We start from the raw sequence: 26,811 nt of genomic DNA, 5'->3' as shown, positions 1-26,811 counted from the left end.
CAACTTTTTCAAAAAAGGCTTAATTTTTGTCAGAATTTAGTTTATACTATAAATATGTAATTCTCTAAGTTGAAAATCGAAAATGATTGATTCCTTCTATAGAATACCTCTGGTCATTTGACCGACATTCTCCAATCATCCTTTTCGCTTTTTCTGCTCAAGAAAACGACCTTACGGTAAATACAATTGACATTTTCACCCAATTCATTACCAGATATTTCAATTTTTAAACCTCTTTTTTAATATTTTTGCCTTTTTCTCTCTAAAAAAACACTTGAAATATTTACCATTTTAAACAACAAATGGTTATTTGTGTTACAATTATGACAAAATATCAGTATTTGCCAAGTAAAGAAAAAGGTAATAGTACCAGTCCATCCCCCTCTTTTATTGCCCCTTATTATTTGAATTTTCTGACAAATAGACATATTCCTGACATAATCGCGTTATATCGGTAACGTATTTATCATCTCCTCGTTATTACTTCTTTTGGAGAAACCTGTTAAGATTGTCAATGTTAGCTGATACAAACAATTTTAGGAGGTTAAAACTACATGAAGAAAACGTTATTATCGTTTGTAGCGGTAGCTTCCATCACCGTTGCTATGAGTGGGCAAAAAACATCCGCTCAAGAAATTAAAGTACAAAAAGGAGATACTCTCTGGGGAATATCTCAAAAATACGACACATCAGTAGAAAATATAAAAAGACTGAATGATCTCGATTCAGATACAATCATCGAAAATACTAGATTGGTGGTCAAAAAAGAAGCAGACACACCAACTTATAAAGTAAAAAAAGGAGATAGCTTATGGAAAATCTCCAATACTAAGAATGTATCAATCAATGAACTGCGTTCTTGGAATCAATTAAAATCTGATGTTATACACCCAGGACAGGTTCTTAAACTAGCAGGTGATGGTCAAGCAGCCAGCGCAAACACAGCACAACCAGCAAAGGCTAAGCAGACTAAACAAACTACTCAAACAACAACCAAAAAGACAACACCTGTTCAAAAGACTTCTACTACTAAGAAGGAAAATGCCGGAAAAACCATTACAGTATCAGCAACAGCCTATACGGCAAACTGTAACGGATGTTCAGGTACCACCGCCACTGGTGTTAACCTGAAAGCAAATCCAGATGCAAAAGTTATCGCTGTTGACCCAAGTGTCATTCCATTAGGCTCTAAAGTCTATGTTGAAGGCTATGGATATGCGACTGCAGCTGATACAGGCGGCGCTATCAAAGGCAACAAAATTGATGTATTCATCCCATCACATGATCAAGCCATGCAATGGGGACGCAAAACAGTTGAAGTACAAGTTTTAAACTAAACATTAACCACCCTAGACACCTCTCGAGTTTACATCCAGTTCTTGAGAGGTGTTTTTTTCTTCAAAATCGAGAATAAAGATATCACCTTTAACATCTTCCACACCGATTATTCCGGTTACTTTCCTTTTTACATCTTCTATTGACTGACCCAGCCATTTCTTTCTACTGCTGGTTGATATATTGAATGCCCCTTTATGTAAAGCGCATATCATGAATCTATTTTATTCATAATATCTTTCAAACTTTAGGCCAGTTTATTTAAATCTTGCTAAAATATCCTTTAAATATATTCAATAAGCTGTCTCTTTGCCCCCAAATCGTCCATTCGATACAATGGATATAAATAGAAATTGGGAGGCTTGGGATATTGGGGAATTGCAGAGATTGTTTTAATGGGAAGATCTATGATGAACAGCATGAACAATATGAGAAATTGGACAGAGAGATTATCCGCCTGACAGAAGTGAGTCATTTTTCATATGAGGATGCTTTTAACCGCGCAATACGTCTATATCCAGCTGTAAAGGATTGCCCAGAATGCGGCGGCACTGGAAAAATCAATGATTAACGGAAGGAACCAAAAGGCCAAACCAACCTGTTTGGCCTTACTTCCCAAAATACCTTTATTCCTCATCCAGTGAAAGTGTTTCTTCATTATCTGCTGACCGTCCAGTACCCTCTTTAGGGTTATCAGTTGTCTCTTGGTCCGTCAACTCTTCTTCCAAATACCATTCTTCCGGAATTTCATAATAGGATTTTTCATCATCTGTTTTTTCTCCACCATCAAAATACCATTCTTTCTCTTTCACGTCTTCCTGCTCTTCTTCATAATAAAGCTTCCCATGTTCATTATAGAATAAAGCCATAACATCATCTGCAGAAAGAGGCGACGCAATCCATCTCTCTATGAGCGGATATACATCTGTCATAGGAATTGTAAATCCAACTGAATCATCCTCCAAAGACCTTGCGGAGTTTATGCCGATGACCTCACCGCTTTGAATGGATAACAAGGGTCCGCCGCTTGATCCTTGACCAATCTTTGCTGTCATTTGATATAGATTCTCATATATTCTTTCACCAATGTAAAAGCTCCGTTCAATACCGGATATTTGCCCTAATGTTGCGGCTCCTGCCTGCCCATTAGGACTTCCTAAAGCTAACACATCTACACCAATTCCATACTTATTTTGTTTATCCAGCCTAAGTGATACCTGTCCGCTTAATGCTGGAAAACGGATAACAGCAATATCTGTCTCATTGGAATAGCCGATAACATTGCCTACAAAGGCTTGATTAGAGGAATCAACAGCTGTAATCGTAAAAAATCCCTCTACTACATGCGCATTTGTCAGTACATCACCTTGGTCATTGATCAAAAATCCAGAACCTTGATTTTGATCCGTGTAAATCGTATATACCTTTTGGTGTGAATCTTGAATTAGAGCAGATAGATCTCTCTGCACATCATCCGTTATTTCATCAGGCGGCTTTGAGACTGCTGAAATATCCTCTCTTTTTGGTGCCGGCACCTCTTCTCTTCTGTCTCACCTGATAAATGCTCTTCATCATCAAGGTATTCTTCCTCTTCCCGTTTTATCTCTGCCATTTCCGGCTTTTCTATGGATACTTGTGGAGTTGTTCCTATCACTGTCTTTTCTGGTCGGTTCGAGAATAAATGAAAGAGAGTAAATGAAAGCAAGAAGAGCGAAAAGATTTGGATTATTGCAATAAAGTTGGAGCGTTTCCTTTTCTTTTTTCTTCCGCAATCATAGCAATAATGTCCCCTCGCCTTCATATTCCTGCCGCAAATTCTACATTCCACCAAGCCACCCCCTTTTCAAGCAACAAAAGAACTACCTATTCTTTATTTCGTTAGAAAAGAGGAAAGATGAAGCACCAAAAATAAAAAACACGATTTTTTCCTTATCATCCATCATAATTTCTCTTTTTAAATGGTCTCCCCTTTCCCCTGTCTCCTTTCAATATAAACCGTTTGTCTTGGTTCATTGGTAGGAAAAGAAGACGAGGAAGAAACTTCAATTATATTGCTATGGAGAAAAATTTGATAAATCTATATAATTAAATAAGAAAAGATGAAATGAGTAGACTCATTACTTAATTGGAGGGATATTGGATGAAAGTCATAGTGTACAAAAAAGATGTTGATCACTTCTTAGAAAACTTTAAGTCAATCTCTTCTTTGGATGAAGTAGGTAACAAATTTTATTTCGTCTTTGAGGACCATATTAGAGGCGGACAGTGGACATTAATGTTTTATGAGGATGCACAGAAATGGACAACTCACGGAAAAGGGCCCAATTACTGTGATGTAGCTGAAACACCTTTAACCATCGAAGAGTTAAAATCTTTTATTTACAAACGCAGAAAATATATAAATAATGTGATTCGTTCCATCCGAGTACCCGTTATGTCATGATTGGACGCTGCGCTTACCAATCATGTCTTCATCATAGAGATGAATGCTAAGCGCAGTATAGGGACTCCATAAGTCCTCTTATTAACCATGAGGATTCTTAGACTGCAGACAACATCCAATTAGGATAAATAAGTCTGCAGTCTTTTTGTTTTTGAGATCAGTATTAAAGGCAATGCTGACATTGGTTCCGAGACAAACACTAAAGCTGCAGCAGCAAACAAAGATTCTTAAATCCTCTGTCTAAACGTCAATCCCCTTGTGAGGAAAAGAAATGTAAAAATCATAAAATAAACTTCATGTCAATGGATTAAAATAAATATTTATAACAATTTAGTGAAAATTACCTTTCATTAAATTATCCGATATAGTAAAATTATGTAAAAGGACTTGCGAAGGAGGAATATATGATGTATGTAACTCTTGCGTTTGCTTTAGCTGTATTTGTGATTGCCCTCTGCTTCCTTACCACTTCTAATCAACGGATGGACAGAATACTATACTCTGTCGGTATTTTCCTGTTCATGCTTTTCTTCTACCGTGTACTTTTCCGCGTATCCTATTCCTTAATCGGTGAAGCTGGTTCTTCAAGCATCCTGGTCTTCCATACGACGATTATGGCTGGGAGCCTGCTGCTGCTTATATCCGGTTTATTTATGAAAGCGATTCCGATGACGGCAGCCGAAAATAAATAATATAAGATACTCGTAAGCCAGGTTCATACTTGATGCCCCTGGCTTTTTGCGTTAGCTTTTTTAAGGACCGTCCGAGCATTAGCTGAAAACAATCATAAACCACCCTCCCATCATATTCCCTATTCACTGCTATGGTTGAAACTCGGCAAAAACCAATCCGGTGAAGAAGCCTTTGAGAAGCTTCATTATCCGGGTTGGCAAGAGCGATGAAAGAGCCTTGCCAATACCTTTCCCTCATCCATGAAATCCAAGCCTCGAGTACTTCCGTCATAATCCCATTTCCCCTATATTCCTCCACAAGAAAATACCCAATCTCCAGCTGGTTATCTACATCTGGTTTCCTCTCTGCTGCCAACAGTCCTATCATGGTTCCCTCGTTTTTTAAACAAATGACCTGCACCATTCTTCCAGTCCCTGTCCCCTCTTGGAATGGATTTGCATTCACCTTCCTAATCCAATTCCGCAATTGAGTCAAGCTAACATTCCATTGAGGAAGCCATTTAAGAATAGAAGGCTGTCGACAAATGGCCAGCAGTTCATCTGCATCCTTTAACACAATCTCCCTCATCACCGTTCTCTCCGTTTGTAAATAAACCTGCATGATCAATCACCTTTTTATTTCACTTTTTATGAATTATCGTATTTTTTCACTATTTTGTTTAGGTTTAAACTATATTAGAAAAATTTTATCAGCTATAATAGACCTATACATATTATGAGGGAGGATTTACGTGAATAGAAAAAAAAGAAGAACCATTGCCCTGCTCGTAATGGGTATCACATTTTTATTATTTGGTACAATGATAGGTTATCTGCTGCCACATCGCGGCCATATCAATGAACTGGAACAAAAGACAAAACAAATCGAAAGTTTAAAAAAGTCCTTAGCGGAACAAAAGAAGGAAAACGAGAACCAACAGAAGGAAATTAAAAAAGCTGAGGAAACCATCACAGATTTAGAAGAACAACTACAAAATGCCGATTCAAACGAGAACACAGAGGATACGGCTGAAGCAGAAGTTAACGATGAGACTGAAACAAATAAGGCCGAAACAAATGAGACTGAAACGAATAAAGCCGAAACGAATAAGGATGATCAATCTATCGAAGCTTCAAACAGCACAGAGGATTCCTCTTCAGAGCCGTCGACTGAAGAAACAGCTGATACAGAGTCAGATGAGCAGTCAGACACCTCCACTTCTAAAGAATCCACAGAAGCCATTAAACTCGTTAAAGAGTATGTCGGTTATACGAATGATTCGAATATCCACTTTGATATAGAAGGCAATGTGCCGGGCAGCAGCGATATTTGTATTCATGTTTATGAAGTCATTGATGATGGAGAATCTCAGCATATGGCTACTCAGGGCTGGTATGGGGTCAATTTAGACTCCAAAAAAGTCTATAATACTGAAGGGATATAAGCACCTATACAAATCATATTTGCCAAGGATTACGGCTATACCCTAATATCCTGCCAATGACTAAATGACTAAAAGTATAGACCTTAAGACTCTATCTTATAATCATTTAAATTTGTAATAATTAGATTCTTTTTACACCCTATCACTCGCTCATTTAGCTCTTTTGTCCTATAATAATAGTATACAATACGTTCCGTAAAAAGGTGGGGAGCTGCGATGACATCTTCTTTTGGATCTAGATTAAAAGAATTGCGAAAAGAAAGACGATTATCACAAGAAGAGCTGGGATCGATCATTGGGGTAGCCCAGTCCACTCTAGGCTCTTATGAAAGAGAGACACGCGAACCAAGTATTGAAGGTATCTTACAATTGGCTCATTATTTTGAAGTCTCTGTGGATTATTTGCTGGGAAATTCAGATTTACGTGAGTCAGCAACACATATCCACCCAAAAGGGGCCTATGATTTACATCAATTATTCCATGATAATGAAGTCATTCTTTATGGCAGGACATTGACCGAGGATGAAAAACAGCGTCTGCTAGATATTTCCTTGGGCTTGTTCTATCGGTAGAAAGGAGAAAGAGGATCCAGTATAAACACCGGTTCCTCTTTCTCCTTGTTTAATGGAATAATTTAAAGACAGCTTTTCCTTTTAGTACATCAATGCCATGTTGATTGACCGCAGATACTTGGAATGTTAACAGCCGATCATTCTTTGACATAAGCTCTGCCTGCAAGGTGATGATGTCTCCCAAAAACACCATTCCCCTGAACCGAATTTGATAATCCTGTAAAAAACCTTCCTCATAATAAGGTGTAAACAGTTTCGCTAAATTGCCCATCGTCCACATGCCATGGGCAATGATGCCAGGGAGCCCAAGCTGCTTTGCCTCTTTCTCATCAAGGTGAATCGGATTATGATCTCCAGACGCCTCTGCATACTCTATCAAAATCTCTGGTGTTACCGGAGATAACTGGATAGGTTCAATTCCTTCACCAGCCTGCAGCCGTTCCATCATATACATTCATTCATCCCCTTTATAGCCGCTTCGTTTATGATAATGACAACCGTTGAAGAAAAGATCGATTGTCCATTGGCATCTTCTCCGTTGTTTTCGATACGCATAATGCCCATTCTGCCGTTCTGTCCTTGCCTCTCCTTGTAATCTGCGACTCTCGCATAGCAGTATACCTCTTCCCCGACAAGAAGCGGACGTTCATAATGATAAATTTGCTCTCCATGAATTAATCCCTTTGAAGGAAGCTTCAACCCATCAATCTGTCCATAATCAAACACCCTTGGGTATGTAGGCGGGGCAATGTTACCGCCATATCGCGAAGCTTCCCCCACTGACTCATCCAAATAAATCGATGCCTCATCACCGATAGCATGGGCGAATAGCTTAACCCGATTTCGATCCACGATATTTTTAACCCGTTTTGATTGTTTCCCTATTGCCGTCTCAAACATAGAGCTTCCTCCTTAATTTTTGGGTCCTCCAGCCACATAGAGCACCTGTCCGCTTACAAAGGATGACTTCTCATCCGCAAAGAAGGCTACAGCATTGGCAATATCCTCTGGTTTCCCGCTCCTCCCTACTGGGATGGCGGATACGCTTGCTTCGATTAATTGCTCAAAGGTTATGCCTATCCTTTCTGCTGTGGCTTTTGTCATATCGGTTTCAATAAAACCAGGAGCCACGGAATTAGCTGTAATCCCATATCGGCCCAACTCAATGGCCAATGTCTTCGTAAAGCCTTGCAGTCCTGCTTTTGCAGCTGAATAGTTGACTTGTCCACGGTTTCCTAACGCTGATGTAGAGGAAATATTGATGATTCTTCCGTATTTCTGCTTTACCATATGGGATTGAACCGCTCGCGTCATATTAAAGGAGCCCTTTAAATGCACATTCATGACCATATCCCAATCAGCATCCTCCATTTTGAAAAGCAGATTATCACGAATGACACCCGCATTATTGACCAAAATATCAATCTGTCCAAACTGCTCGGCGATTTCCTCGACTGCTTTATTAACCTCAGCAGATAAAGTGACGTCTGCTTTTTTCACGATAATATCATACCCTTTTGACTTAAAATCCTCTTCACATGCCTTTAACGCATCTTCATTAATATCCAGCACTGCCACTGCAGCCTTTTCTGATGCCAGCTGCTCAGCAATTGCCTTGCCGATTCCCCTGCTGCCTCCTGTAATGACCGCTGTTCTTCCGATAAATCTCTCACTCATCAAAAAATGCCTCCATCCCAAAAATGTAATCGCTTACTATTTTCGCCAAAAAGCTTCAATTCTCCTTCTTCTTCGAGAATATAGCTATTTAAAAGGGAATGCAGGCTGAAAGATTAATAGACGCTCATCCAATGAGACCTTAAATCAGGCTCAGGTCATGATTACTTGCCGCATAGATTTCATTCAGCTGTTTTCCTTTAGCTCGCTGCAGGATATCCATTCTAACCTGCAATTGCTTCATGGCAAAATTCATGACTTCCTCTGGCTCTGCACCAAAGGCTTCCATATCTGCATCATCAAATCCTTCTTCAACAATTTGAAGGGCTAAAGGAGTCATTTCAGCCATTCTCTTCAAAATAACCTCATCTAAAAGATGTGGATGCTCACAAATCAATCTTTGTAAAAGGAAGGTTCCATAGCCAATATGCCTAGACTCATCTCTCTTCAAATGCCCGATGCCCTCCAGCAAACCAGGCATAATCCCTGACTCCTCCAACGATTTATAGAAGGAAAAATAGCCCGTTTCAGCTAATACACCTTCCACAAACATATTGTATACCGTCGAAGCATCTGCGATGGCTTCAGGAGACTGATCTGTAATCAAACGGTCCATCGTTTCAGGAAGAATCACATGGAAAACCTGCTTGTAGGAGTCACTTAAAAGCAGATTCAATTCACCTTTTTCGCCAATCGCATCCAGTACCGTTCGAAAAAATTCTGTATGCTTCGCCTCTTCAAACAGGAAGGTTGTCAAGAACATCTCCTCTTCTATCCGTCCCTCCTTTGCAATCGCCATGATTAAAGGAAGCAAATCAAGTGTAACCGCTTCCTCTCCAGCCTGAAACTGGGAGAGAAGGCGTAATATACTCTGCCTTTGAGTGTCGGTTGCCGCCTGCCAATCCTTCGCATCCTGTGTGAAGTCAATTTCTGCCGGATTCCACGTACCAACTTTTTTGGCTTTTTGATAAAGGCGATAAGGGAAGGAATCAACCATTAACCCCCTGGGCGTCGCCGTGATTGTCTTACGCATAGCGTACTCACTCCTTCATGCTTATTCAATTAGACTTTTCCCTCCGCAATCGATTTACGTAAACTTGCCTTCAATACCTTTCCGACACCATTACGCGGAAGCTCCGAGAGAAATACAATATGCTTTGGAAGCTTATTCTTAGCTATCTGTTCTGCACAATAAGCGATGAGCTCCTCTTCCGTAACCTCTTCATTAGGCTTTTTAACGACACAGGCCATGACCTCCTCACCGGACTGTTGATCAGGAACACCAATGACCGCTGTTTCAATGACCGCTTTATGTCTTGAGAGAACCTCTTCTAAATCCCGTGGATATATATTAAATCCATTCTTAATAATAAGGTCCTTCTTCCGGTCAACGATATAGAGATACCCCTCATCGTCCATCTGGCCAATATCACCCGTATGAAGCCATCCTTGAACAATTGCCTTCTCTGATTCACGTTCATTCTGAAAATATCCCGGGGTGATATGCTCTCCCCTTAAAACGATTTCGCCAATAACCCCTCTAGGAACCTCCTGTCCTGTCGCATCGACAACCTTTAATTCTACTCCCGGAATCGGAATACCGACAGACCCAGGCTTAATGGGTATTCCTTTCTTATGGGCCGTTACAATGGGACTTGCCTCAGATAAACCGTACCCTTCATATACAGAAGCGCCAAATTTCTTCTCAAAGGCTTGCAGCAATGAAACAGGGAGCGGCGCGGCGCAGAGCCTGAGCTGACCGATTCCAGGCTAGTTAAGTTGAAACGCTCAGCATCATTTGAAGCCATCATGGCATAAATCATGGCTGGAACGACTGAAAATGACTTTACTTGATATCTCTCAATTGCCGAAAAGATTTCACTCGGAATAAAACGGGGAAAGATGACAATTGAGCTCCCTGTCACATAGCACGCATGTGAAATGGTCAGACCAAATACATGAGCAAGAGGCAAAGCCCCAATTGTGGACCCGCGTTCCACATTAGCATGAGAGGAGGAGTTAACCGCATTCTTATATAAATTCCTATGAGTAAGCATGACACCTTTCGGACTGCCAGTGGTGCCTGATGTATACAAAATGACTGCTACCTCATCATCATTGAAGTCTGGCACATGCACGCCGTCATTCTCCTCTACTCGGACCGAGGGGGATGTCTGATCACTCAAATCCTCTATCATGACAATGGGGATATTTGTACTCAGTTCTTTCTCAATCTGATTGACTTGACCTTGGATGGAGGAAGATGAAAGTATTCTAGCTGCCTTGCAATACTCAGCTATATAGGCGATTTCCTTCGGGTGGAGAGTAAAGAGTACTGGAACAATGACCGCTTGAGCTCTTGTTATCGCTTGATAGGCAATGAGAACTTCTGGACTGTTCGGCATCATAACGATCACACGGTCTCCTTTTTTGATTCCTGACCGCTGTAACTCTATCGCTAACTGATTGGCATATGCTCTTGTCTCGACATTTGTGAATTTCTTTTCACCATAGTATAAAAAGGGATACTCGCCAAACTCTTGAATATTCTGATCCAACAAAAATGACAACCTCATTCTATCTCTCCCTTTCCTAGTAGAATGTCTTCCCTTTAGGAATCTCTCCCCCTCTCCAGCTTATTTGTCACTGTCGCCCCCTACATCAATCACGAGCTCCTCCGAATACCTATGATGCTGAAGCCCGCTTCGTGTTTTATTTCTCCAAATACACCGGGAATTCCTACCAATTATTGTAAATAAACAAAAAAAACACCCAGTCTTCACTGGGTGCAAAAAATAGGGGTCTAACTATTATTATGATAGCATGAGTGACATGGCCAAACTCATTCTTTTGGGCATAATCAAGGTACTATCCATAATTGAATCATTCTCCCTATTCAGTATGTATACACTCTTGCCTATTTTACCTATGTTATGGAGATTTACACATTACAGTTCAGCAGCATGAAGTTTGCTGCTATAGACACTTTCTGGACTGGAAATAATTTTGTAATTACCATGGCGAACAACCGTTTTAGGAGTCTCATAGCCGAAATAAGTTGCTACATCCAAGTCGATATCAACAATGCAGGATAGTTCCTTCACTAGTGATACCTTTCCAATGATATTTAAATCTCGACGTTTAAACTCTACCACATCACCAATATTAGCCATATTTGCGAGTAAATTTTCATTGGGTTGCCCCTTTTCCATTTTTCTTCTCCTCCTAATGACTCTTTGAGATAACATGACTTTTATACCATATAAATATTTAAAAAAGTGTAAATTATAACTTTATACATAGAATTTATCACATTTAGTATTGAGAATCAATTAAGTTTTCAAAAAACAGTGTCCTATTTCCTATTTTCTAAAAAATACCCTAAAGTACTATTATGTATAGAAAATTCTGAATAATTATATAGTAACACATTTTGGGATATTATAAAGAAAAACCCGCCAAATACAGCGGGTTTCTTCTATCAGGATTTCATGCTTATAAGAAAGTTATCAATCTTGTTTTTTAAGGTTAAGGCTTTATTGAAACGATGCATGAGGATTGTAGCCTTACATTCAACAATAATAGAAGTATTATGAGATAAATAAATGCGAGTATGTTGATTGTCCACCTTCTCACAGCCCTTATAATGATCAAGAGCAATCCAAACACAGTCCGCTTGAAGGCAAGCTTTTGTTGGAAACATATAAATCTTATAATGACCACTGATTTGCAGCGGAAGTACATAGCTTTTACCCAAATGATGTTTCGAGCTCTTCATTGCTCCATCATAATCGGAACCATACCGAATAATACTTTCCTTAATCAACTGAATGGTAGACATTTGTATAATTGATTCGCCGCTAACGGAATAAACCTTCGTTAGCGGATACCCGTTTTCAAATACTGGAAACAAAGCTTGAGTCCCAACCCCTATGTATTGATTTAATAAATCATTCATCCTATCCACCTACTCTACAAAAATGGTCAAGCGAGTAATGATTCTGTCTCTTCGGCAAGCAAAGGAGTTTTTTTGCAGTCTCGTGTATTATTTCAACCTCCACACCTCCATCTTTAGTAGCAAGGCTATTATCCTATCATTTTCCAATATTATACACTAACTTTCTGAATTCTCCAAATTTTCCCTTTTGTTTTTCTTGAGGATTTGTTTATCATTCAGATACACTGATCGTTAAAACACTTCTTTGTGATTCTTCTATATAGACTATTAGCGTGTTAAGAAGCAAAAAAACCGCTCCATTTGAAAGCGGTCGGCTTTAAATATTCAGTTGTCTTCAGTGCATGCTTACAAATGACTTCCTAAAATATATTCACGAGCTAAATGAAGCATCTTTTCCTGCATTTCCTCTGTATTCTTTTCTTGGTCGATGAGATAACCGATATGATAAATACACTTATTATAATAAGCATACATTTCATTAGCTGCCGTCCCAACAGTATCAATACGATTATTCGTTTCATCATAATCATAGTAGGAGTATAATAAAGCACTATTCGTCGTCACAATCTGTTGATAAATCGGGAAATCATCCGTTAGGATTTCTTTTTTCAATTGGTTTCCTATTGAATCATAGCTATCCGCATAAACATATCCTTCAAGTGGATTCTCATCAACCTCTGTGACAGAAATGATAAAAAACTCCTCTGATGTGCTTCCGAAATAGCTCAATTGAACCTCATCCTTGGGTTTACCTTTCTCATCCTTTGAGGTCACCAAATACGCTTTTTCCTCATCAACATGGAAGGGCAGCTTTTCGGAATTAAACGAATTCATCCTCTCTTCTATATCATTTAGTAAAGAGGATTCTCCGTCGCTAAGTGATATAGGTTTGTAATAATGAATGTTTTCCCTCTCGTCCAGCCCGTCAAAGGATTTGAAATACTCACTATACGTAAGGCCAGCACCTTTTACTTCTTCTAAATCCGTTTCATTAATGGAACATCCTGCTGCAACGGAACTGATTAAAATAATTGGCCCTAGTAACCGCCATGTTTTTTTAGCTATCATCATGCACTCCCCATCTTATTTTTCATTCCTCAACCGACTGCATCCTTGCCGCTTTACCCAATTCCTTTAGCCCGCACGATTTAAAACAGCTTAAAAGGCGAAGAACCATAATGATTCCCCGCCTCTTTCACAGTAGGGAGTGGCATTCCTACTGAATATCTGCATTAATCAACCCGTATTACGAAGCCCTGCAGCTATTCCATTGATTGTGTGCAGAACCTGGATAAGCAAATCCGTATCTTTCCCGTCCTTTTCCCGTAATTCATGGATTAAGTGCACTTGTATGAAGTTCAGAGGATCAACATATGGATTTCGGCGGTGAACCGAATCCTTAATATTCGGCGTTTGCTCAAGAAGTTCCTCATCACCGGTAATATCAAGCAGCACCCTTTTCGTAAGGTTGTACTCTTCTACAATATTAGCAAAGATTCTTGTCCCAATCTCCGGATCACTTGTTAAAGCAGCATATTCTTTCGCAGTCTTTAAATCTGCCTTCATAAGTGCCATTTGTAAATTATCTACCGTGGAACGGAAAAATGGCCAGTCCTGATACATTTCTCTCAAGATATGAATATTTCCCTGTGCCTGTTCAACATATCTCATTAAGCCGGATCCGGCTGCATACCAGGCAGGGAATAGCTGCCTGCTTTGCGTCCAGGCAAACACCCATGGAATGGCTCTTAAGTTCTCAAACTTGTCACTATTTTTTCTCGCCATTGGCCTTGAACCGATGTTGAGCTCACCGATTTCCTTTAGAGGAGTAGCTTGGTTGAAATAAGTTAAGAAACCTTCATCATGGAATACAAGAGATTGATACTTCTGATAGGAAATGTCCGAAATTTCCTCCATTGCTCTCACCCACGATGGATCACGGAAATGACCTTGCTCTGAACGTTTCGACACATTAGCCGCCGTTTCAATCAAGGTTGAAGCCGCTTGTTCCAGTGAGCGGAAAGCTATATCTTTAATGAGGTAGCGAGATGAGAGAACCTCGCCTTGTTCGGTAATCTTCACTCCATCCCCAAGCGTTTCAAGCGGTTGTGATAATAAGCTTCGGCTAAGCGGACCGCCGCCCCTGCCAAGTGAACCGCCGCGTCCATGGAAAAACTTCGTTGATACACTATATTCCTTCGCTATATCATGCAGTTCAATCTGGGCCTTGTACAGCTTCCAATTTGCTGTCAATGTGCCTCCATCCTTACTTCCATCTGAATAGCCCAGCATAATTTCCTGCTGGTTATTCAAGATGCGTAAATGCTCACGATATACCGGCATTTGCAGCAATGTCTGAAGGATGGCTGAACCATTGGATAGATCCTCAATCGTCTCAAGCAGAGGGGCAACATTCAAATCGCTCTCAACTGTCCCATCAACATGGAGTCTATATAGTCCTGCCTCCTTGGCCAGCAGCAGCACTTCAAGCAAATCACTCGCTGATCTGGTCATACTGACAATATAAACACAGATTGATTCCTTACCAAATTCTTTATGTGCTCTCTTGATCAGGTCAAATACCTCAATCATTTCCCTCGTTTCCTCGCTGTATTCCTCACGAGCAAGCAATAATGGCCGAGGGTCTGTCAGCAGGTTCTCAAGCAAATCCAGCTTCTGCTCTTCTGTAAGAGCCTGATAATTCTTCTCTACATTAACCTTCTTCAATATTTCCGTTAATGCGGCAGAATGCTCTTCACTATGATTCCGGATATCCAATGTACCAAGATGGAATCCAAATAATTGAACCTGACGGATAAGTTTCTGAAGAAGCTTCAATTCATGCGCTTTTGGGTGGTGACCATAAATACTTTCCTTGATCATCTGTAAATCGTCCAATAGTTCATTGGCGCTTTTATATCCCAGAGAGCTTTCACCAACCATTCGCAGTCTTTCGATTACAATGGCAAGCATACGACGATAGGTTTCATTATGTACAGGCCATCTTTTATCTGCTGCTATATAGTTTGACTCGCCGTATTCGACCGATTGCAAAATCGCTTCACTTATTGGGGCTCTCGCACTGGAATGCGATAAGCGTTTCATTAATTCAATTAATACTTTTTCATACTTTCTCAGAACAAGGCCACGCTGTCTTGTCAATGTCTCCCATGTCACTTCTGGCGTTACGAAGGGATTGCCATCCCTATCTCCGCCAATCCATGATCCAAAACGGAGAAATGTCGGCACATTCCAGTCATCATCCTCATAATGCGCCTTCAGGCTGTCCTCCACCTCTTGATGTATTTCAGGAAGGACATCAAAAAAGATCTTATCAAAATAATAGAGTCCGTTACGAACCTCATCAATAACAGTCGGCTTTCGATCCCTTAATTCGTCTGTATGCCATAATGTCGTAATCTCATTATATAAGCTTTCCTCGATATTCTTTCTTTCCTTATTCGTCAAGAGAGGACTGTCTAAACGAATAAGCAGATTGGATATCCTTTTCTGTATCTCAAGAACCGATCTCTTCGTCGCTTCAGTCGGGTGGGCTGTGATAATTAAATCTAATGACAAACGTTTAAGAACATCTTGGATAATTTCTCCGGATATTTGTTTATCCTTCATGGATTGAATCGCCTGTTCAATTGAACCAGGCTGCTCATCCTCTGAATTTAATTGGTAATCACGGCGTCGTCTTATTCGATGATTCTGTTCCGCTGCATTGATTAAATGAAAATAAACAGAAAATGCCCGAATAACCTGCATCCTCATCAATGGTGATAAGGAAGCAATTTCTTTCTTTAAATCATGGTATGTCTCATCCTCTACATGTAGACGAAGGGACTTACACATGATTCTGATCCGTTCAACTGTATCAAACAGTTCTTGTCCGCCTTGATAGATTAATATTTCCCCTAGAATATTGCCAAGCATTTTAACTTCCTTGCGAAGGGGCAAACTTGTATCCTGCTTTGTGACCATCAAAACCCTCCTCGTCGCTAATCGATCGTGTTGTTCTGAATATTCAGTCTTTATTATTTAACCTTATTGCTAACAAAGAATTCCAACACTCTCTTATATTCTAATCAATATTTGGTAATCTCACAAATTTTTACCCTTTCTTTCAAGAAATAGATGAAAATTTTTCGACACCTATCCAATTCCACATCGGTATGGATACAATAGAGCTTTCGCTCAATCCGCTTGAAAATTCTCTTCAAAAAGGGTAAAAACGCCTTTAAAAGATAGGATTTTCTCCTCTTTTTGGCTATTTTTTTCAAAAAGAACGTTGATTCATCAAGATTTTTCGACCGTTAGCTACAGAAATAGCCCCCTCTTCTAACCCCCCTTAAATTATTTGTAAGTATCGAATTTTGAAATCATACGATACACTAGGCTTAACAGCGCCAATGGAGACATCAAATTAAGAATTGGGGAAATCAAATGAAACCACTAACAGATATCCAACTGTATGACTTTTTAAAAGATAATCATGAATCCATTCTGAATGATATGATCCAAATGGACACCAACCGCGAGAGCCTGCCGGCAGATATATTAAAAGAAATAGCCAACACTACCGTTAAGACAATTAACAGCCGTCTGTTGGACAGCTCTCGATTTTTCGAATCACATTTGAAAGAATGGGCAGACATTGTCATGAAAAGAAGCTTACAGTTGAATATCTCTGTTTCTTACCTTGCCGACCTTCTAACACATGACCGTCGAATCTATTGTCAATATATTGAACAATTTATCCTTAGCCAAGGAAAAGAGCTGACCCTCGGCATCACCTGTCATTGGTTTTCTCTCATTAATGAAGGATTTGACCGGATGCTATCTCATTTTATCCACCGGATGGATATATACAAGAACCGTCAGTTGTCTGAACAGCAGCGGCTTATCAATGAGTTGAGTACGGCTGTTATTCCATTAATCAATCAAATCGGCGTCCTCCCTTTAACCGGACAGATGGATTCTGAACGATTCGAATTTGTTCTAAAGGCTGTCCCAAACCAGTGTATTCATCTCGAGGTCAATCATCTTTTTATCGATATGTCCGGTATCCCCGTTATTGACGTCCTCATCTCAGAGCAGCTCTCCAGATTAACCAAAATGCTCAAGCTTCTCGGTATTTCCGCCACCATTTCAGGAATGAAACCGGAAGTCGCACTGTATACAATCCAATCAGGCATTAACTTAAGTCATTTTTCCACCTCAAGCACATTAAAGCAGGCCCTGCGAAATTATGGGGTCAAAATCGCCCCATAATGAAAGAACAGTTCCTCTGTAAAGAGGTTCTTTTTTTTGGCTTTGTTAAAGATGAATGGCGATAGTAGAACTCCGCTCCATACGTTTTAGGCGAATGACTGCTGGATTAGCGGACAGACAAGACCTCTTGGTTTCACCTGCTGTAGAACTACCATTAAAATGAACAGAGCAGTTTAAAATAATTTAAGTGTTTACAAGAATCATCTATTATATAAGAATAAATAATAGTGCGATAATTTTTTATTTACTATTAAACAGCTCACTAGAAACAGATAGCAGTAGAAGGAGTAAACATATGAGTATTAGACATTGGGACACCAACCTGAAGGTTCGGTTGCTTGGTGAGGCATTTGTACAAATAGCTTTTTGGATGGTCTTTCCCTTCCTTGCCATTTATTTTGCAGAGACAATGGGAATCACAACCGCAAGTGCACTTTTGATGCTGTCACAAGTAATCGCGGTTGTCTGTGGATTATTCGGAGGCTTTTTTGCCGACCACTTTGGAAGGAGACGAATGATGCTCATCGCTATTGGAGGGGAGGCCATGGGTTACGGCATCTTTGCTTTAGCCAGTCACCCTGCCATTGATTCAGCTATGTTTGGCTTTATTGGCTTTACCATTGCCAGTTTATTTTCGAATATTTATCAGCCTGCAGCCCAGGCAATGGTTGCGGATGTGGTTGAGCCCAAGAATAGAAGCTATGTATTTTCCATCTTTTATATGATGACTAATATTGCGGTCGTCGTTGGTCCGATAATAGGAGCCATTTTCTTCACCAATCACCGATTCTGGCTGCTTGTGATTGTTACTTGCGGAGCGATCTTTTTATTCCTGCTCCTCTACTTCTTCTCTCGGGAAACCATTCCTGACAGAGAAGCAGCAACCAGCAAATCACTCAGCTTCAAGCAGGTCGTCAAAGGACAGTTTGCTGATTACCGAGTTATATTTACCGATCGGGTATTGCTGCTTTTTATTCTCGCTGGAATCCTGGTTTCGCAAACCTTTATGCAATTGGATTTATTCATACCCATACATATTACCGAGACCGTAGATGAAGCAAACTTGCTTTCCTTAGGAAATTTGATCGTCTCCTTGAGCGCAACAGAGCTCTTCGGCTTTGTTGTGGCGTTAAATGGCGGAATTGTCGCCCTATGCACCGTTCTTGTGACGAAGTGGATGATGACTTATCGGGAGAAATATGTATTCGCCGGCTCCTCAATCTTATATGGGATATCCATTCTATTAATGGGCTTATTCCCTTATCCATGGATGTATATAGTGAGTATTATCATCTTCAGCCTTGCTGAGCTGATGACCGTTGGAATAGCCCAGAATTTCGTCTCTGTCATTGCGCCAAAGCATCAGCGAGCCATGTATTTCTCAGCCGCACAGCTCCGTTTCAGCATTGGCCGAGTACTAGCTCCTCTATCCATTACTTTAACGGGCTTGATTGGCTCCCGGGAAACGACCTATATCTTAGCAGTCGTCGCTTTCCTTTCAGCTGGTATCTATCTCTTGATGTACCGTCTTTATGCAAAGAATGAAATGAAGGAAGTATCCATATAAGCATAAGAAAAAGGAGCGTTATTCTGAGCGCTCCTTTTCCCCTATCAATAATGGTTTAAGACTGGGCATCCTTTGATTATCACTTTGCTTTTCACTTGAGATTAACTCGACCATTCCCCTCTGTCTGAATCTTATCGTCTAGCAGCCCCCTATGAATAGCTTCATCCATAACAGCTCCATTAATTGGTCTTGTACCCGGCACATGCCTTGAGTCTCCTAGTTTTTTTTTCGCCAAGGGATTATATCGGCTATAAGAATAACAACGGCTGCTATAAAGGCCGTAAATGCCGCCATTTCAGCTTCCCCCATATTCTTTACTCCAATCGCTATATAAGCCCATACGAAAACAAGCGGGTAGAGAAAATCCCCTTCCCTTATCCTGAATAGGACTGCCAGAACAGCTCCTATAGCAAGCATGATCATTGTCCATATCTCATCAGTCAGCCCAAACCCATTCCAGCCATTCACTTTCAGCACATAAGCGATATTGACAATCGTCGCCACACTAATCCAGCCAAGATTAATGGAAAAGGGAGCCTTTTCAAGGATTGTGGCTCGTGCTTCAGTCAGCCTTCTATATAGCATGATAAGACTGATCAAATACATCAGCATAAACACAATACTTAACAGGAACAATTCATAATGCCATACAAGAAGCCACCCGATATTGAATAAACCGCTCATGATAAACCAAGGCCATGTATTTGTATATACAGGAGATTCTCCCCTGTCACCGATGAACTGGCGGATTATCCAAATGCCAATCAGTATATAAATGAGCGACCATATAGAAAAGGCATATCCTGCCGGTGTAATTAATACATTGATTTGATTAGATATTTCTCCTGTTGTCTTCCCATTGATGGGGAGAAGATTAGCAAGTGCATTCATGGCAATTACCAACACGAAAACAATCGTATTCCATACCTTCCAATTCATCTTATCCCTCCTTCTCTCTCCGTCCCTTTAGCATGTTATCCCCTAACCCTGCCAAATTTAAACAACGTTTGCTATAAGGTTGCAGAAGCTGTTTTCAGGGTAAAATGGTGAAGTGAAACCTTTCCGCATGTGAAACGTTATATAGGTTATGAATTGAAAGGAGTGTACAGTATGAAAAGAGGAACAATTATCCTTATCAGCGGCATTGCTGTGGTAGGCATCCTGATTGCCATGTTTGCCTCCAGCTATAACGGCTTTGTTTCAGCTGAGGAAGACGTCGATCAATCTTATTCCCAGATTGAGACACAGCTGCAAAGAAGAGCTGATTTGATTCCCAACCTAGTAAACACAGTTAAAGGGTATGCATCCCATGAGGAATCAGTCATTAATGATGTCACACAGGCACGGGCAAATTTAGCCGGCGCCAGAACCCCTGAAGATCAGGCAACTGCCAATGATGAATTAACTGGTGCTTTAAATCGATTACTTGTTGTGGTTGAGAATTACCCTGATCTGAAGGCTAACAAGAATTATCAGCAATTAATGGATGAGCTGGCTGGCACCGAAAATCGTATTGCGGTAGCTCGCAAGGATTATAACGATCAAGTGGCTTCCTATAACAAAAAGGTTAAGCGATTCCCAGGTTCCATGATTGCGGGTGTGTTCAATTTTGATGAAAAGGAATATTTCCGTTCTTCTGAAGGCGCTGATCAAGCTCCGACAGTTGATTTTGGTACAGACTGATGTGCAAAAAACTATTCCTGATTCTGAGCATGCTTGCAGTGATTGCATCAAGCTTCGCAGGGAATATCATTCATGCTGAAGTCCCGGAACCTAAAGGAGATATTTATGTTCAAGATTTTGCCGGAATCTTATCTGAACAACAAAAGCAAGGACTCAATCAATTAGGAAGAAAACTGGAGGATCAGACAAAAGCACAAATTGCTGTGCTGACCATTGATTCTTTAGATGGTTCCACTCCAGAAGAATATGCACTTGAAGCGTTCCGGAAATATGGTCTTGGTGACAAGGAACTGGAAAATGGCGTTCTTCTTCTCATGGCCTTTGAGGAAAACGACTCCGATAAATCAGCCCGGATTGAAGTCGGCTATGGACTTGAGGGTGCACTGCCGGATGGCAAGGTTGGCCGTATCCTTGATGAATACACAATGCCATATTGGAAAGAGGGCAAGCCTGACCAAGCTATCATCCTTACATATGAGCAATTATTTAACGAGGTAGCTGCTGAATATGGTCTTGATGAAACGGCTGATTCTATCAGTGACTATAGCTTAACGGAGAATTCCAGCAACGCGGGCCAAGAAAGCGGAATGGCCACTTGGAAAAAAATCTTGATTGCAGCCATCATTATCATCTTTATTATCATCGACATGACCTTCTTTGGCGGGACCTTTACGTACATGCTGCTTCATATACTCTCGGCAATCGCAAGAAACGGCGGAGGTAGAGGCGGGGGCGGCTCTCGAGGCGGAGGAGGAGGTTCATCAGGCGGAGGCGGTGCTTCCCGCGGCTGGTGATTAAACCATGTCAGCCTATGCAGGCAGAATTCCCATTTAGGATTCTGCCTGCTTTTTTTGGTTAGGTTTGATTCGTTTGAACAGTTTGTCTGCCATCAGCCTTAGTATGAAAAGAAGCTGATCCAAAGAACTCCTTTATGGAGCTTATTAGATCAGCTTCGGTTACTTAGAGAAACGTTACGGTTTGATTTGTCCGGATGGATTCATAGCAAGCGTCAATCACCTTCATATTCTGCAAGGTATCAGTCCCCGTATATTGCGGTTGTTTCCCTTCAATCACACACTCAGCAAAATGCTCCACCTGCATAAGGTATTGATCACAGGAGATGATTTCTTTTCTTGTTTCCTCATTCGTTTTGATGATCAAGGTCCCTTTATGGTCTTTACGATCTGGACGATAGGCATGCTGGCAGATAATCTCTCCCTTCGTACCTACTACCCTGTACTCATCCCTCGTTTTCATCTCGAAGCTGCAATCAAACATGGCCTGAACGCCATTATCCATCCAAAGATGTCCGGTTGTCGTCATATCAATATGATAAGAATTATTCATTTTAGAGAATACTCGCACCTCTTTTGGTTCAGCCTGCAGGATATGACGGAAAGCATGGATATTGTAACAGCCTACATCATATAATGCACCCCCGCCCTTTTCTGGTGAAAGGCGGATATTTTCCTCATCATCAAGGAAAAAAGAATGGCTGGCATACATATATTTCACTTCGCCAATCTCACCCGTTTTCAATATATCCCTAACCCGCTTATGCTGGGCATGGAATTGATACATGAATGCTTCCATAAAAATGACACCATGACGGTTACATACATCCAACATCTCTTCCATTTCATGCGCTGTCAATGAAGCAGGCTTTTCGACAAGCACATGCTTGCCGGCTTTTGCTGCCTCCATTACCCATTTGGCATGGAGATGATTTGGGAGGGGAATGTAGACGGCATCAATCTCTTCATCACTCAATAGTGCCTCATAGGATTCATAAACCTTTGGTATGCCCAGTTTGTCGGCTGCCTCCTGTGCTCTGCCGCTCAAACTTGCGATAGCGATTGCTTCCCCCAGCTTTGAACGGTTGATGGCAGGAATAACTTGTGTTTGTCCAATGTTAGCCGTACTTAAAATTCCCCATTTCACTTTACTCATTTCCTTGCTCCCTTCAGCTGGATTTGAATCGATATCAAAAAAAGAGCGATTCCCAATTTTGGTGTTCGCTCTTGTCGATAGGTCTATTATAAATAATAATCAACACATTTGGCAATTTTCATGAGGATTTTGTCCTTTGTCGAAAGCTTTTTGAAATAATCCAGCGTAATTTTAGATGAGTCATCCAAATCTCGCTCCACTTGATTAATGATACGATCCGTAAATGGAGAATCATCCATAAACAGCGTCATTTCATCATTTAAGCGTAAGGAGCGAGAATCAATATTCACTGTTCCAATGAGAGGGTATTTGCGATCGATCAGCACTAGCTTTCCGTGAAATATTCCCTTTTCATATTGATATACGTTCATTCCATTTTTGAGTGCCTCTTTCACAAAGGGATAAGCAGCTTGCGTGAGCATAAGGCCGTCTGAATGCTTCGGCCACATAATCGTGATTTCTACTCCCCGCTTCTTAGCCTTCTTGAGCGCATCCATGAAGTCTTCATTATCCGGGATAAAATAAGGCGTGGCAATGAGAATATCCTCTTTAGCTGAATGAAAGGCCTGAATAAGATCATTGACTACCTCATACCCGCTTGAATACGATTTCAAGTAATGCGGGGTGACGCCTGCAGAAGCCCGTACCATGTGCAGAGGCGGGGATTCTCCCGTGTTTATTTTCCAGTCATGACAGAATTGCTTTTCAAAATCCTGTATGCCTTCCCCTGTCATCCGCAGCTGATAATCATGCCAGCTTGATTTCGTATACTTCTCTCCGACGTTCATTCCGCCTGTATAAGCCACCTTGCCATCCATAATGGCTATACGGCGGTGATTACGGTGCTGAATGGTATACCAAATATGCGGAAAATGAGGATCATTGCTGTAGGTGACATGGACACCTGCTTCTTCAAGCTTCTTGAACCATGCTCGATTTCCCTTAAGAGAACCAGCGCGGTCAACAGAATAGTACACCTGTACTCCTTCTTTTGCCTTTTTCTTTAATAAATCAAAGTATTGATCACTGGCTTCCCCGCTTCCAATCGAAAAGAAATGGATATACACATACTCCTTCGCCTGTTCAATATCCCGAGCGAACTGCGGATAAAATGTATCCCATTCAGTAAATAACTCGAAGTTACTCTGCCTCAAGGGGTAGATAACCGGGCTGCTGTCATCCTTAGCAGCTTCCCTCCCTTTTCGAATATCATGATGGATCCAAGTTAAAAGCATGGCCAAAAAAAGCAGGAACATCCCTAGTGCCCATAAGACTGTATATATACATTTCTTGATCATAGCTAACTCCTATTAAGCCGTTATTTTTTGTTAGTATGTACAAGAAGCCATGATTTATTGTGAATGGCAAGGGAAAGCAGAACAAAAAAAGAATCCAGTAAGGTTAAAGTACCGTACTGGATTCTTTTATTAACAGCTGTGGCTGCCCTCTTCGCTTTTTAGCTTAGAGCCTGTCTTTCCATGGAGAAGGTCACCTTCTGTGGATTTGATGATTTCGTCTGTAACCGTATTGGAAATGACGTTTGCAACCATTTGCAGCATGTCATTTACCTCCACCTGTGATTGCTTAAATTCCTGAACGACAGGAATTTCATCAAGCTCTCTTTCCACTTTCGCCAGCTTTTCCTCCGTCTTCTTCAATGCTTCTGTCTTTCCATAATGCTGGAAGTTGACCGCCTGCTTTTGAAGCCCCTTAATGACAGACATAAGTTCAGCAACCGTTTGATTGCCATTGATTTGTTCTTCTGCTCTTTTAAAGAAATCTACTTCTTCTGTTTCTGAAATCATCCGTGCTAAATCTCTTGCCTTATCAATAATTTGTTCTTTCGTGAATTTTTCCATTTATACTCCCGCCTTTACCCCTATAATTTCTGTTTCCGGCTCAACTGCAATCTCTCCATTTAGTGACCATGTTTTTGCATCGGTAATTTTGACCTTGACAATCTTGCCAATAGAAGATTTATCCCCAGCAAAGTTGACTAGCTTATTCTTCGTCGTATAGCCTGCAAGTACATCTGGATTGTTCTTGCTTTCCCCTTCAACAAGTACATCCAGAACCTGTCCGATATATTGCTTATTTTTCTTGAGTGCAGTTTCATTGACAACAGCATTCAAGCGCTGCAGCCGTTGTTTTTTCACTTCCATCGGCACATTATCCTTCATCTTCGCTGCAGGAGTACCCTCTCGCGGTGAATAAATAAATGTATACGCAAGATCATATTCCACTTCTTTATACAAGGAGAGTGTTTCTTCGAATTGTTCATCCGTTTCATTTGGATAACCGACAATGATATCCGTCGTTAAACTCACATCCGGAATCGCTTCCTTGATTTTCCTGACAAGCTCTAAATATTGCTCACGGGTATACTTTCGAGCCATGATCTTTAATACTTCGTTATTACCAGACTGTACAGGCAGATGGATGTGGTCCATCATATTGCCTCCCTTAGCCAGCACTTCAATCAGGTGATCATCAAAATCACGCGGATGGCTTGTCGTAAAGCGGATACGCGGTATGTCAATCTTGCGGATATCCTCCATTAAATCACCTAAACGATAATCACGGTCTTCAAAATCTTTTCCGTAAGCATTTACATTTTGACCTAGCAAGGTGATTTCCTGATATCCTTGAGCTGCCAGGCTGCGGACCTCTTGAATAATATCCTCTGGTCTCCGGCTTCGTTCCTTCCCTCGTGTGTAAGGAACGATACAATATGTACAAAACTTATCACAGCCATACATAATATTGACCCAAGCTTTAATATTTCCTTTACGCACCTTCGGAAGATTCTCGATAATATCGCCTTCCTTAGACCAAACCTCAACGACCATTTCCTTAGACATATAGGCTTCCATCAGAATTTCAGGCAAACGATGAATATTGTGAGTGCCAAAAATCATATCGACAAACGCATGCTTTTGGAGAATCTTATTAACGACTGATTCTTCCTGAGACATACATCCACATACACCGAGCAATAAATCCGGTTTATTTCTTTTTAAGCTTTTCAAGTGGCCAAGCTCACCGAATACCTTATTCTCTGCATTTTCACGGATGGCACAGGTATTCAGCAGCACCACATTAGCCTCATCCACCTTATCCGTCGGTTCATATCCTAAAGCCATTAAGATTCCTGACATCACCTCTGTATCATGCTCATTCATTTGGCAGCCGTACGTGCGAATATAGAATTTACGCCCTTCTCCCATGCGGCTGTATTGGTCTTGGATGCTGAAATCTTGATGGTAACTTATCGTTTCTTTCCCGCGCTTCTTTGCATCCTTTAATGAAGGAGGCATATAGACAGCTTCAAAATATTTACTGTAATCCTTATCAGGTTTCTTTTCAGATTTAGCAGCGGCCGAATCTAATCGTTGCTGTTCGTTCATAAAAAATCCCCTTTCTATCCAATATCGTCATCTATGGATCGAATTCCATTTGATTGGTAATAGGTAAGTTTACATTAAGTAAGTATAAAGCTTTTAGCGAAATTTCACAATATAGCACTAGAGGAAAGAAAAAGCCGTACTCAAGCAGTTGAGCACGGCTGTGACTATCCTATAAGGCAATCCCTATATCCTTAATCGGCCAATAGCGTATCTTTACTTCTCCAACAATCCGCTCCATCGGAACAAATCCGAACACACGGCTATCTTTACTATATGGGCGATTATCTCCTAATACGAACATTTCTCCTTCCGGAACGACTTCTTCACCGGTCAGTTCCTTTAATGTGAAATCTTCCGTAAATAGACCAGCGTCATCCAGGCTGGATTTAAGCTCATCTAGATATTCTTCTTCGTATGGCTTGTCATTAATGTATAAGGTGTCATTCTTCATTTCCACTTTATCTCCAGGAAGGCCGATAATCCGTTTGACATATTTATCCGGTGAATCGGTCGCATGGAATACAACTTCGTCAAAGCGGTCGATATGGGTAATCTTGCTAAGGATGACACGATTGCCATCCTGTAGACTTGGCATCATTGATTTCCCCTTAACCGTTGTGGGTGTGAAGACAAATTGACGGCAAACAAGCACCACAATAACCGCGATTAGAATAGCCTTCAGCCATGATGCAAGTTCACTTGATACTTTACGGTTATTCATTCCTCTAACTTACACCTTCCCCAATGATCTTTTGCAGGGCTTCTCACTCTCTCCTTACCAATATTTCCCCAAAAATCAACGAGCAAACGAAATGCCGTCAAATCCCT

The 26,811-nt window shown here is 40.8% G+C and carries 29 protein-coding genes; 10 read left to right on the top strand and 19 right to left on the bottom strand.

The genetic code is table 11. From position 1 onward, the window contains the following. Positions 1 to 554: 554 nt before the first annotated feature. Both ACY8DX_RS08070 and ACY8DX_RS08065 read left to right on the top strand, forming a co-directional pair. Complete coding sequence (locus ACY8DX_RS08070) at positions 555 to 1,337, top strand: 3D domain-containing protein (protein ID WP_462406519.1); 783 nt, start codon at positions 555 to 557, stop codon at positions 1,335 to 1,337. Between the two features lie 368 nt (positions 1,338 to 1,705). Beyond that, positions 1,706 to 1,906: a hypothetical protein gene (locus ACY8DX_RS08065; protein ID WP_462406518.1), complete on the top strand. Its 201-nt coding sequence runs from the start codon at positions 1,706 to 1,708 to the stop codon at positions 1,904 to 1,906. 55 nt (positions 1,907 to 1,961) lie between these two features. Here the strand turns inward: ACY8DX_RS08065 and ACY8DX_RS08060 are convergent, their stop codons facing one another. Then, positions 1,962 to 2,870, bottom strand: a complete 909-nt coding sequence (locus ACY8DX_RS08060) for a S1C family serine protease (protein ID WP_462406517.1) — start codon at positions 2,868 to 2,870, stop codon at positions 1,962 to 1,964. Then, positions 2,813 to 3,163: a hypothetical protein gene (locus tag ACY8DX_RS08055; RefSeq protein WP_462406516.1), complete on the bottom strand. Its 351-nt coding sequence runs from the start codon at positions 3,161 to 3,163 to the stop codon at positions 2,813 to 2,815. The genes ACY8DX_RS08060 and ACY8DX_RS08055 overlap by 58 nt, the downstream gene beginning before the upstream one ends. Before the next feature lie 312 nt (positions 3,164 to 3,475). On the opposite strand from ACY8DX_RS08055, the gene ACY8DX_RS08050 reads away from it, so the two are divergent. Next, entirely contained in the window at positions 3,476 to 3,778 is a 303-nt protein-coding gene (locus ACY8DX_RS08050) for a hypothetical protein (RefSeq protein ID WP_462406515.1), read from the top strand. A gap of 404 nt (positions 3,779 to 4,182) precedes the next feature. Next, complete coding sequence (locus ACY8DX_RS08045) at positions 4,183 to 4,470, top strand: hypothetical protein (protein ID WP_156185629.1); 288 nt, start codon at positions 4,183 to 4,185, stop codon at positions 4,468 to 4,470. Here ACY8DX_RS08045 and ACY8DX_RS08040 read toward each other — a convergent pair. Continuing rightward, on the bottom strand, positions 4,430 to 5,071 hold the full coding sequence (locus tag ACY8DX_RS08040) for a GNAT family N-acetyltransferase (RefSeq protein WP_462406514.1): 642 nt from the start codon (positions 5,069 to 5,071) through the stop codon (positions 4,430 to 4,432). The two genes, ACY8DX_RS08045 and ACY8DX_RS08040, sit on opposite strands and share 41 nt — an antisense overlap. A 130-nt stretch (positions 5,072 to 5,201) precedes the next feature. On the opposite strand from ACY8DX_RS08040, the gene ACY8DX_RS08035 reads away from it, so the two are divergent. Both ACY8DX_RS08035 and ACY8DX_RS08030 read left to right on the top strand, forming a co-directional pair. Further along, complete coding sequence (locus ACY8DX_RS08035) at positions 5,202 to 5,894, top strand: hypothetical protein (RefSeq protein WP_049671337.1); 693 nt, start codon at positions 5,202 to 5,204, stop codon at positions 5,892 to 5,894. A gap of 216 nt (positions 5,895 to 6,110) precedes the next feature. Further along, on the top strand, positions 6,111 to 6,467 hold the full coding sequence (locus ACY8DX_RS08030) for a helix-turn-helix domain-containing protein (RefSeq protein WP_049671338.1): 357 nt from the start codon (positions 6,111 to 6,113) through the stop codon (positions 6,465 to 6,467). 49 nt (positions 6,468 to 6,516) lie between these two features. Here the strand turns inward: ACY8DX_RS08030 and ACY8DX_RS08025 are convergent, their stop codons facing one another. From ACY8DX_RS08025 to ppc, 10 genes are all read right to left on the bottom strand, one after another. Next, positions 6,517 to 6,921, bottom strand: a complete 405-nt coding sequence (locus ACY8DX_RS08025) for a MaoC/PaaZ C-terminal domain-containing protein (RefSeq protein WP_462406513.1) — start codon at positions 6,919 to 6,921, stop codon at positions 6,517 to 6,519. Further along, a complete protein-coding gene (locus ACY8DX_RS08020) occupies positions 6,912 to 7,367 on the bottom strand; it encodes a MaoC family dehydratase N-terminal domain-containing protein (protein ID WP_462406512.1) in 456 nt (151 codons plus the stop codon). Before ACY8DX_RS08020 ends, ACY8DX_RS08025 begins: the two co-directional genes overlap by 10 nt. A gap of 12 nt (positions 7,368 to 7,379) precedes the next feature. Continuing rightward, positions 7,380 to 8,144 (bottom strand): beta-ketoacyl-ACP reductase, encoded by a 765-nt coding sequence (locus ACY8DX_RS08015; RefSeq protein WP_462406511.1) that lies wholly within the window; start codon positions 8,142 to 8,144, stop codon positions 7,380 to 7,382. 139 nt (positions 8,145 to 8,283) lie between these two features. Beyond that, a complete protein-coding gene (locus ACY8DX_RS08010) occupies positions 8,284 to 9,174 on the bottom strand; it encodes a R2-like ligand-binding oxidase (RefSeq protein WP_049671342.1) in 891 nt (296 codons plus the stop codon). A 29-nt stretch (positions 9,175 to 9,203) separates the two neighbouring features. After that, positions 9,204 to 9,863: a class I adenylate-forming enzyme family protein gene (locus ACY8DX_RS08005; RefSeq protein ID WP_462406510.1), complete on the bottom strand. Its 660-nt coding sequence runs from the start codon at positions 9,861 to 9,863 to the stop codon at positions 9,204 to 9,206. Then, complete coding sequence (locus ACY8DX_RS08000; RefSeq protein WP_462406509.1) at positions 9,785 to 10,717, bottom strand: class I adenylate-forming enzyme family protein; 933 nt, start codon at positions 10,715 to 10,717, stop codon at positions 9,785 to 9,787. Before ACY8DX_RS08000 ends, ACY8DX_RS08005 begins: the two co-directional genes overlap by 79 nt. 372 nt (positions 10,718 to 11,089) lie before the next feature. Continuing rightward, positions 11,090 to 11,353: a DUF2187 family protein gene (locus ACY8DX_RS07995; RefSeq protein ID WP_231589526.1), complete on the bottom strand. Its 264-nt coding sequence runs from the start codon at positions 11,351 to 11,353 to the stop codon at positions 11,090 to 11,092. 269 nt (positions 11,354 to 11,622) lie between these two features. Continuing rightward, a complete protein-coding gene (locus tag ACY8DX_RS07990; protein WP_462406508.1) occupies positions 11,623 to 12,099 on the bottom strand; it encodes a competence protein ComK in 477 nt (158 codons plus the stop codon). Between the two features lie 345 nt (positions 12,100 to 12,444). Beyond that, the gene (locus ACY8DX_RS07985) at positions 12,445 to 13,170 is read right to left on the bottom strand and encodes a hypothetical protein (RefSeq protein ID WP_462406507.1); all 726 of its coding nucleotides are present in this window, start codon (positions 13,168 to 13,170) and stop codon (positions 12,445 to 12,447) included. Positions 13,171 to 13,335: 165 nt separating this feature from the next. Beyond that, positions 13,336 to 16,086: a phosphoenolpyruvate carboxylase gene (gene ppc, locus ACY8DX_RS07980; RefSeq protein WP_462406506.1), complete on the bottom strand. Its 2,751-nt coding sequence runs from the start codon at positions 16,084 to 16,086 to the stop codon at positions 13,336 to 13,338. A gap of 462 nt (positions 16,087 to 16,548) precedes the next feature. Here ppc and ACY8DX_RS07975 point away from each other — a divergent pair, with 462 nt between their 5' ends. Beyond that, positions 16,549 to 17,376 carry an STAS domain-containing protein gene (locus tag ACY8DX_RS07975; RefSeq protein WP_462406505.1) on the top strand — a complete coding sequence of 276 codons (828 nt, stop codon included), beginning with the start codon at positions 16,549 to 16,551 and terminating at the stop codon, positions 17,374 to 17,376. A gap of 295 nt (positions 17,377 to 17,671) precedes the next feature. Then, positions 17,672 to 18,943, top strand: coding sequence for an MDR family MFS transporter (locus ACY8DX_RS07970; protein WP_439802264.1), 1,272 nt, complete (start codon positions 17,672 to 17,674; stop codon positions 18,941 to 18,943). Positions 18,944 to 19,159: 216 nt separating this feature from the next. On the opposite strand, the gene ACY8DX_RS07965 is transcribed toward ACY8DX_RS07970, so the two are convergent. Continuing rightward, positions 19,160 to 19,882, bottom strand: a complete 723-nt coding sequence (locus ACY8DX_RS07965) for a hypothetical protein (RefSeq protein ID WP_049671349.1) — start codon at positions 19,880 to 19,882, stop codon at positions 19,160 to 19,162. Positions 19,883 to 20,053: 171 nt separating this feature from the next. Here ACY8DX_RS07965 and ACY8DX_RS07960 point away from each other — a divergent pair, with 171 nt between their 5' ends. Beyond that, positions 20,054 to 20,626, top strand: a complete 573-nt coding sequence (locus ACY8DX_RS07960) for a LemA family protein (protein ID WP_049671350.1) — start codon at positions 20,054 to 20,056, stop codon at positions 20,624 to 20,626. After that, complete coding sequence (locus ACY8DX_RS07955; RefSeq protein ID WP_053103759.1) at positions 20,626 to 21,420, top strand: TPM domain-containing protein; 795 nt, start codon at positions 20,626 to 20,628, stop codon at positions 21,418 to 21,420. The genes ACY8DX_RS07960 and ACY8DX_RS07955 overlap by 1 nt, the downstream gene beginning before the upstream one ends. Before the next feature lie 166 nt (positions 21,421 to 21,586). On the opposite strand, the gene ACY8DX_RS07950 is transcribed toward ACY8DX_RS07955, so the two are convergent. From ACY8DX_RS07950 to lepB, 5 genes are all read right to left on the bottom strand, one after another. Next, positions 21,587 to 22,576 carry a Gfo/Idh/MocA family protein gene (locus tag ACY8DX_RS07950; RefSeq protein WP_462406504.1) on the bottom strand — a complete coding sequence of 330 codons (990 nt, stop codon included), beginning with the start codon at positions 22,574 to 22,576 and terminating at the stop codon, positions 21,587 to 21,589. A gap of 86 nt (positions 22,577 to 22,662) precedes the next feature. Continuing rightward, positions 22,663 to 23,811: a phospholipase D-like domain-containing protein gene (locus tag ACY8DX_RS07945; RefSeq protein WP_462406503.1), complete on the bottom strand. Its 1,149-nt coding sequence runs from the start codon at positions 23,809 to 23,811 to the stop codon at positions 22,663 to 22,665. Positions 23,812 to 24,003: 192 nt separating this feature from the next. Then, positions 24,004 to 24,435 carry a YlbF/YmcA family competence regulator gene (locus tag ACY8DX_RS07940; RefSeq protein WP_049671353.1) on the bottom strand — a complete coding sequence of 144 codons (432 nt, stop codon included), beginning with the start codon at positions 24,433 to 24,435 and terminating at the stop codon, positions 24,004 to 24,006. Further along, on the bottom strand, positions 24,436 to 25,983 hold the full coding sequence (gene miaB / locus ACY8DX_RS07935) for a tRNA (N6-isopentenyl adenosine(37)-C2)-methylthiotransferase MiaB (protein WP_439802261.1): 1,548 nt from the start codon (positions 25,981 to 25,983) through the stop codon (positions 24,436 to 24,438). Between the two features lie 169 nt (positions 25,984 to 26,152). After that, positions 26,153 to 26,704, bottom strand: coding sequence for a signal peptidase I (gene lepB / locus ACY8DX_RS07930; protein ID WP_439802260.1), 552 nt, complete (start codon positions 26,702 to 26,704; stop codon positions 26,153 to 26,155). Positions 26,705 to 26,811: the final 107 nt, after the last annotated feature.

This window comes from Gracilibacillus sp. Marseille-QA3620 (genome assembly GCF_054950035.1).
The sequence above is the reverse complement of the archived record's forward strand: the minus strand, read 5'-3'. Positions and strand labels throughout refer to the sequence as shown.